This is a genomic window from Dysgonomonas sp. 521 (assembly GCF_010501055.1).
In the GTDB taxonomy this organism is placed as follows: domain Bacteria; phylum Bacteroidota; class Bacteroidia; order Bacteroidales; family Dysgonomonadaceae; genus Dysgonomonas.
On record NZ_QVMO01000130.1, the window covers coordinates 1 to 6993 of the forward strand.

General features: G+C 43.0%; 6 protein-coding genes. 3 read left to right on the plus strand and 3 right to left on the minus strand.

All coding sequences use genetic code 11. From position 1 onward, the window contains the following. Positions 1 to 26: 26 nt before the first annotated feature. Genes D0T84_RS20565 through D0T84_RS20575 form a run of 3 tightly spaced genes read right to left on the minus strand, consistent with a single transcriptional unit; the run spans position 27 to position 1904 of the window. A complete protein-coding gene (locus D0T84_RS20565) occupies positions 27 to 740 on the minus strand; it encodes a hypothetical protein (protein ID WP_163309724.1) in 714 nt (237 codons plus the stop codon). 1 nt (position 741) lies between these two features. Next, positions 742 to 1140 carry a DUF3408 domain-containing protein gene (locus D0T84_RS20570; RefSeq protein ID WP_163309725.1) on the minus strand — a complete coding sequence of 133 codons (399 nt, stop codon included), beginning with the start codon at positions 1138 to 1140 and terminating at the stop codon, positions 742 to 744. A gap of 2 nt (positions 1141 to 1142) precedes the next feature. After that, on the minus strand, positions 1143 to 1904 hold the full coding sequence (locus D0T84_RS20575; protein WP_163309726.1) for a ParA family protein: 762 nt from the start codon (positions 1902 to 1904) through the stop codon (positions 1143 to 1145). Between the two features lie 1044 nt (positions 1905 to 2948). On the opposite strand from D0T84_RS20575, the gene mobA reads away from it, so the two are divergent. The 3 genes from mobA to mobC all read left to right on the plus strand — a co-directional run bounded on the left by mobA (position 2949) and on the right by mobC (position 6729). Continuing rightward, the gene (gene mobA / locus D0T84_RS20580) at positions 2949 to 3401 is read left to right on the plus strand and encodes a conjugal transfer protein MobA (RefSeq protein WP_163309727.1); all 453 of its coding nucleotides are present in this window, start codon (positions 2949 to 2951) and stop codon (positions 3399 to 3401) included. Continuing rightward, positions 3376 to 4611 (plus strand): conjugal transfer protein MobB, encoded by a 1236-nt coding sequence (gene mobB, locus D0T84_RS20585; protein ID WP_163309728.1) that lies wholly within the window; start codon positions 3376 to 3378, stop codon positions 4609 to 4611. The genes mobA and mobB overlap by 26 nt, the downstream gene beginning before the upstream one ends. A gap of 114 nt (positions 4612 to 4725) precedes the next feature. Next, positions 4726 to 6729 (plus strand): conjugal transfer protein MobC, encoded by a 2004-nt coding sequence (gene mobC, locus D0T84_RS20590; protein ID WP_163309729.1) that lies wholly within the window; start codon positions 4726 to 4728, stop codon positions 6727 to 6729. The last annotated feature ends 264 nt before the right edge of the window (positions 6730 to 6993 follow it).

Below are 6993 nucleotides of genomic sequence, written 5' to 3' on the forward strand. Positions count from 1 at the left end.
TGCTAACTGTTGCCTGTTAACTGATTTCAGAAAATGCTGTTAATATCAAACTCTTTAAAATCCTGAGGTTCCATTTGTTTACTGTAATTTGCGGCGGAATCTCCCTCCGTATCTGCCCCGGCAAGCTCTTTGAGATAAATATCTATCAGGCCGGAGATACGCAACGCCGTTTCTTCACCGCTTGCCGCCACCTGTTCGAAGATATTCGTGCCTTTTTGTCCGTAGATGACCCCTCCGGCATCTTTTTCTTCCCCGCGGGTGGCAGTCCGGTCTTCGATGACCCGGTGGGCTTTGAATAACTCTTCGTAACTGGCCCCGCTGGCCTGAACGGCATCATTCCCGGTTTCAAGTCCGATCTCTTCTTGCCCGGCATCGAACTCTTCTTCGGGGAGGAACTCAACTTTTTCCAGTGGCACATCCATATCCGGCATTTCAGGAGTTTCGCCCGTTTCGGGGACAAATGTAAATTCTTTTTCAATCGCTTTTTCAGTTTGCTGATTCGTGGCAGCATTTGGCGTCGATTGGCGCAGGTTAAATTTACTTTTACCAATAACAGAGGGCTTTTCTGTCTCTGTAAGTACTCCTTTTTCCGGTTCTTCTTCTCTTTCTCCGGTCGAACTCCAGTATAACCACGTTACAAAACGTCTCCATTTTTTCAACAGGATTGGATACAGGAGCATACCCAGCAGGATGGAGGCGATAACGACTATCAGTTGTATCATATATGATAATGTATTCATGTTATTCATCTACTCTTTGCTTGAGTATCTCTTTTATATCCTGCTCATACATCTCGAAATGGTGAGCCAGTACAGTATCTATATATCCGAATACCGACAGGTTCGGATTATCATAATAGAGAAGGATGTTTTGTATTTTCCTATAGAATTTACTCCGCAGGTAAGTCGTTTTTTCCTTTCTTCCCGTAATAGGTGTTTCCCGGATGAAAAGAGATTCGTAATCTTCCTTATTTTTCTTTTTCCGGGAGTCTTCCTTTTTTATAGAAACAACCTGTTTTTCCGGTTCTGTAATCCCGTCTCTTTTATTATCATCATTTGAAGGAGGAATAACAGGCGCTATTGTATTCATTGATGCAATAATAAAATCCTCATCGATCTCTCTTTCGTTTTTCTTCGCCATGATTATACTTTTAGGATTTGGCAGATTTCGTCAACAAGCATATCTATATTACTCCCTTTTACCAGCTGTTTATCCGGCGGGAATAATGTAGACCGGAAAACCTGTTTCTGTACTCCGTTTATTTCTTTGCGGAAACGTTTGGTATCGGGAATAAATGTTTTCAGCAAAGGCAACCCCAGCTCGTTGATAACTTTTTCATATACGCCGTATAAATCTGTTTTCTCCCGGCCATCCACCATATTCCATAGCAGAAATAAGCCCTTGATATTGGATTTGTTAACAGACATCAGGTTTTCATTGATAGAACTGGCAAAAGTCAGCGTGCTTTCCAATACCAGGCGGTCGGCGCTGATGGGAGCAAAGATATAGTCCATAGAGCTAAGGGTTTGGACAACGCCTTTGCTATTCATTGTCCCCGGTAAATCAAAGAATATGATGTCGAATTTTACAGGACTATCCTTTATTACTTTGTTTGCCGTATCGATAGCATTGACAGGGTCACTCATTACCACCGGATAGGCTTTCTTTTCCAATCCTCTGAATTGATTATATGCCAGAAGTTTGAAATAGTCATCCATCATTACCAGGTCTTTATCCCGTTTTCTCATTTCCATAATACTATATTGCGGATAATCACAATCGACAATAGCGATTGATTTCCCTAATACATAATGCATATAGCTGGATGTTAATACCGTTAAGGCCGTTTTTCCGGCACCACCCTTCTGGGTGGAGAATGCTACAAATAATGTTTCTTTTTCCATTGTTGTTAAAATTTAAAATGATTAATTAATTGGTTAGCCGGCAAATCAGTTAGCTGGTTTTTTAATCAACTAATAAGCCGGATAGCCAACCGGTTTGCTATTGGATTTGTGCAAATGAAAATATTATTTTCCATAAATGATTATAATTCAAAGGGACTGGCAGTGTTTGGCGCTGGTTTGGTAGGGTGAAGTTTATTGGTGAGGAAAAATAAGCAAATGATTCTCCTGTTTGTGGGAATTATAGTTATGGCGGCCAACAATGGCCTTGTTGAAAAATATGCAAAAAGAAAATAAGGATAATCCGCCCCGCTGATTGGCTGTTTAGATAGAAAGCCGGCTAACGACAGAGTTATCCGGCAGGCAGGTTAAAAAACTAATCAGGGAACTAACCAATTGGCAAATAAACAAAGCAGCCGGAAAACTAACGGGACAGTCAGCAGGCTCAATAATTAATCAACTGGCTAACTAACTGGCTGGCAAATTGAAAAGCCAACCAATAAACGAACCAACGACAAAACCCACCAGCTAATAAAATAATGCGCCGGACAATCAACTTATTTAGATATCCTAAAATCCCAAATCCTCGTCTTTGGCAGCATTTGGCGTCGATTGTCCACCCCTGGTTATTAGTATCTTAATAACCGACCCTCTAACTTTGTCCACCGGAATAATCCCCCGAATCCACAGACTGTAAGTTATCCCCTTACAACTGGTATCCAATCCGCCCGAAGAAGCGGATTTTTATGCACATTGGTGCATGGCAAGATGTGTTTTGAGTACACTCAAAACGTTTTAAGTGCCTTAAAACCATCTTGCCCCGCTCATTGGAAGCCGGGGGAATCTTACGCCGGAGTTGTAAGATTTTTCTGAAATATAAGTATTAATGAAAAGGCCCGGCCGTTATGGCAGGCTGAGTTTTGGATCGTCAAAGGAAAAACTCCGTGTGACTCCTTTAACTCCGAGGTTAAATGAAATTTGTGAGATGCCCGGCATCTCGTAGCCAACCCTATTTTTAACATATTAAACCAAAAGCTCGTTATCCAGATGAAACAGAAGAATGATTTAAGAAAGCGCAGGGGCGGACGCCTCCCCCTTGCCGACCCGGCAAAGAACCGGCATGTATTTTACCTGAACGATGCGGATGAAATCCGTTTTTCCTCTCTTTTTCATCAGTCAGAAGCCAAGAATATGGCTCAGTTTATCACCTCCTGCATCTTTTCCAATCCTGTGAAAGTGGTCAGGATAGACAAAGGCCTGCATGATTATTATATGCGCCTGACCACTTTCTTCGACCAGTTCCGCGCCATCGGGCATAATTACAACCAGTTGATTAAGCTTTTACACTCTAATTTCGGGGAGAAAAAAGCACTGGCTTTCCTCTATAAACTGGAACAGGCGACTATCCAACTGGCAGGATTGAATCGAAAAATCATTGAATTGACACATGACTTTGAGCGTAAATATTTGCAAAATGATAGCCAAAATCAACCCGGGTAAGTCGCTTTTCGGAGCCTTATCCTATAACCAGAAGAAGGTGGATGAAGGCGTAGCTGATGTCCTTTACAGCCGGAATATGATACGCACGGTAGACGGTTCGTATAACATACCACTGTGTATGCGTTCTTTCGAACCCTACCTGATGGCCAATAATAAGACCCTCAATCCGGTCATCCATATCTCGCTGAATCCCCATCCCGATGATAAATTAACGGATGAACAGCTATCGGCTATTGCGCAGGAGTATATGGACAAGCTGGGATATGGCAAACAACCGTATTTAGTCTACAAGCACGAAGATATCGACCGCCACCACCTGCATATCGTATCTGTTCGTGTAGATGAAACAGGTAAGAAAATCGACGATTCATACGAAAAGAGGCGGTCTGAGAAAATACGCAAGGAACTGGAAAAGAAATACAACCTGATTCCCGCAGAAAAGCAAAAAAATACACATGGCTTGCTATTAAAGCCTGTGGATATAAAAACGGGCGATGTCAAAAAGCAGGTTTGTCACATTGCCAAGAGCCTGATGGATGAATATCGCTTCCAAAGCCTGACCGAATACCGGGCACTCCTTACTATATATAATGTGACGGTGGAAGAAGTTAGAGGCGAAGTCAGGGGCAAAGCCTACAACGGACTGGTCTATTCGGCATTGGATAAGAAAGGAGAAAAAGTGGGCAACCCGTTCAAAGCCTCGCTGATTGGCAGGAGTGTAGGATACGATGCCTTACAGAAAAAGATTGATTCTTCCAAACAGGCGATGAAGGATAAGGCTATATATAACAGGAGCCGGAAAACAATTTCATCTCTTATGGCTGATAAACCAAACCGGAAGGCTTTTGAGGAAGATCTGTCCAAGAACGGTATTTCTGTATTGTTCCGCCGGAACAATGAAGGGCGTATCTATGGAGTAACCTTTATCGACCACAGAGAGAAAGCCGTCTTTAATGGCTCGCGTCTGGGTAAAGAGTTTTCAGCCAATACCTTCCATGAGTTATTCACCAGGAACAACAGGCAGGAAGAAAAGAATTCCGGCATGGATAAATCTTTTGACGCCAACAGTTATGATTATTCTCCTGAACAGGAATCCACTGCCGAAGCCCTTGCAGGAATATTCTCAATGGAACAACATGGTGATAATTACGAAGAGATTGCTTTCACCAACCGGATGAAACGTAAGAAAAGAAAAAGCAGGGGCATATAAGCACTCCCTCCAACCTCCCCCAAAGAGGGAGGCTCTCTGTACACCCCTCTTTTGCTCTTTAGGAAAGGACGGAGAGATGGTATTTTTAATTATTAATTATTAATTCTATAAGTTATGCAACAAGAAGACGATTTAAGAGGATTGGCCAAAGTCATGGAGTTCATGCGGGCCGTCAGTATATTATTTGTGGTAATCCATATCTATTGGTTCTGTTACCAGTCGATATGGGAAGCAGGTGTTAATATCGGGGTGGTAAATAAGATACTTCTCAACTTTCAGAATACAGCCGGGCTATTCTCCAATATCCTGTGGACAAAACTGTTCGCTGTGGTATTTCTGGCGTTGTCCTGTTTGGGAACAAAGGGAGTAAAAGAAGAAAGAATCACATGGAATAAGATATGCCAGTTCTTATTCTTCGGCTCTATCTTCTTTTTTCTCAACTGGTGGATACTGGCTTTGCCGCTGCCATTGGTTGCCAATACAGCTATCTATATTTTTACAATGGCTATCGGGTATATCCTGCTGTTGATGGCAGGCCTCTGGATGAGCAGGCTGTTAAAGAATAACCTGTTGGATGATGTCTTTAATCTGGAGAATGAATCCTTTATGCAGGAAACACGCCTGATGGAGAATGAGTATTCAGTCAACCTGCCGACACGATTCTACTATAAGAAGAAATGGAACATAGGCTGGATAAACGTCGTCAACCCCTTTCGGGCAACCATTGTGCTGGGTACTCCCGGTTCGGGTAAGTCTTACGCCGTGGTCAATTCCTATATCAAACAGCAGATAGAGAAAGGTTTTTCGGCATACGTTTACGACTTCAAGTATCCCGACCTCTCGACTATTGCATATAACCACCTGGAAAACAACCAATCAGGTTATGAAAAAGTCCCCGGGTTTTATGTGATTAACTTTGATGACCCTTCCCGTTCGCACCGATGCAATCCAATTAACCCTTCTTTCATGGAAGACATCTCGGACGCATATGAAAGTGCGTATACGATTATGTTAAATTTGAACAAAACCTGGGTGCAAAAGCAGGGCGATTTCTTCGTGGAATCTCCGATTATCCTTTTTGCCGCTATTATATGGTACTTACGCATTTATCAGGATGGAAAGTATTGTACCTTCCCTCATGCCATCGAATTCCTGAACAAACGATACGAAGATATTTTCCCTATCCTGACCTCTTATCCGGAACTCGAAAACTACCTGAGTCCCTTTATGGATGCCTGGCTCGGTGGTGCAAGCGAGCAGTTGATGGGTCAAATAGCAAGTGCTAAAATTCCCTTATCCAGAATGATAAGCCCGCAACTCTATTGGGTGATGTCGGGCGATGAGTTTACGCTGGATATCAACAACCCCGAAGAACCTAAAATCTTATGTGTGGGAAACAATCCCGACCGCCAGAATATATATGGTGCGGCGCTGGGATTGTACAACTCCCGTATCGTAAAGCTGATTAACAAGAAGAACCAGTTAAAGAGCAGCGTCGTAATTGACGAATTGCCGACGATTTATTTTAAAGGCCTGGATAACCTGATAGCTACTGCCCGCAGCAACAAGGTTGCCGTACTTCTGGGCTTTCAGGACTTTTCGCAATTGAAGCGCGACTACGGTGATAAAGAGTCCGCCGTGGTAATGAACACTGTCGGTAATATCTTCTCGGGGCAGGTAGTCGGCGAATCGGCCAAAACCCTGTCCGACCGCTTCGGAAAAGTATTGCAGAAACGTCAGTCTATGACTATCAACCGGCAGGATAAATCGACCTCTATCAGTACACAACTGGACAGCCTGATACCCGCCAGCAAGATATCCAACCTGACACAGGGTATGTTTGTGGGAGCGGTATCCGATAATTTCGATGAACGCATCGAGCAGAAGATTTTCCATGCCGAAATAGTAGTGGATAATGCAAAGGTGGCGGCTGAAACAAAGGCTTACAAGCCTATTCCCATTATTACAGATTTCAGGGATGAGAATGGAGTGGATAGGATGAAGGAGCGGATACAGGAGAATTATAACCGGATAAAAGAGGATGCCAAACGAATTGTTGCGGACGAGATTTTGCGTATCAAAGGTGATAAGAACCTGAGCCACTTAATCAAAGAATAGCCCAATATCCCGAAATGCCCCGAAGCCTGTTTGAAATTTACCCGTAAATTTCAAACAGGCTCTTTTTCTTCCCCCAAAAATCCTCCCTTTTCAACTCTTTTCTTCTTTCCTTTGTTCTAAGTGAAACAACTAAGGAAAATCAAAAAGGAAGAAAAGAATGACAAGTATCAATTTACATTACCGACCCTCGGAGAGAGCCGGAAACTATCCCGGTAGCCTGTACCTACAGGTTATCCATGAGAGGAGGGCACGCAAAATCACCCT

Bases quoted from the DNA above. Each gene is read 5' to 3' on its own strand.
- D0T84_RS20565 (WP_163309724.1), bottom strand. From the start codon at position 740: ATGAATACATTATCATATATGATACAACTGATAGTCGTTATCGCCTCC.
- D0T84_RS20570 (WP_163309725.1), bottom strand. From the start codon at position 1,140: ATGGCGAAGAAAAACGAAAGAGAGATCGATGAGGATTTTATTATTGCA.
- D0T84_RS20575 (WP_163309726.1), bottom strand. From the start codon at position 1,904: ATGGAAAAAGAAACATTATTTGTAGCATTCTCCACCCAGAAGGGTGGT.
- mobA (WP_163309727.1), top strand. From the start codon at position 2,949: ATGAAACAGAAGAATGATTTAAGAAAGCGCAGGGGCGGACGCCTCCCC.
- mobB (WP_163309728.1), top strand. From the start codon at position 3,376: ATGATAGCCAAAATCAACCCGGGTAAGTCGCTTTTCGGAGCCTTATCC.
- mobC (WP_163309729.1), top strand. From the start codon at position 4,726: ATGCAACAAGAAGACGATTTAAGAGGATTGGCCAAAGTCATGGAGTTC.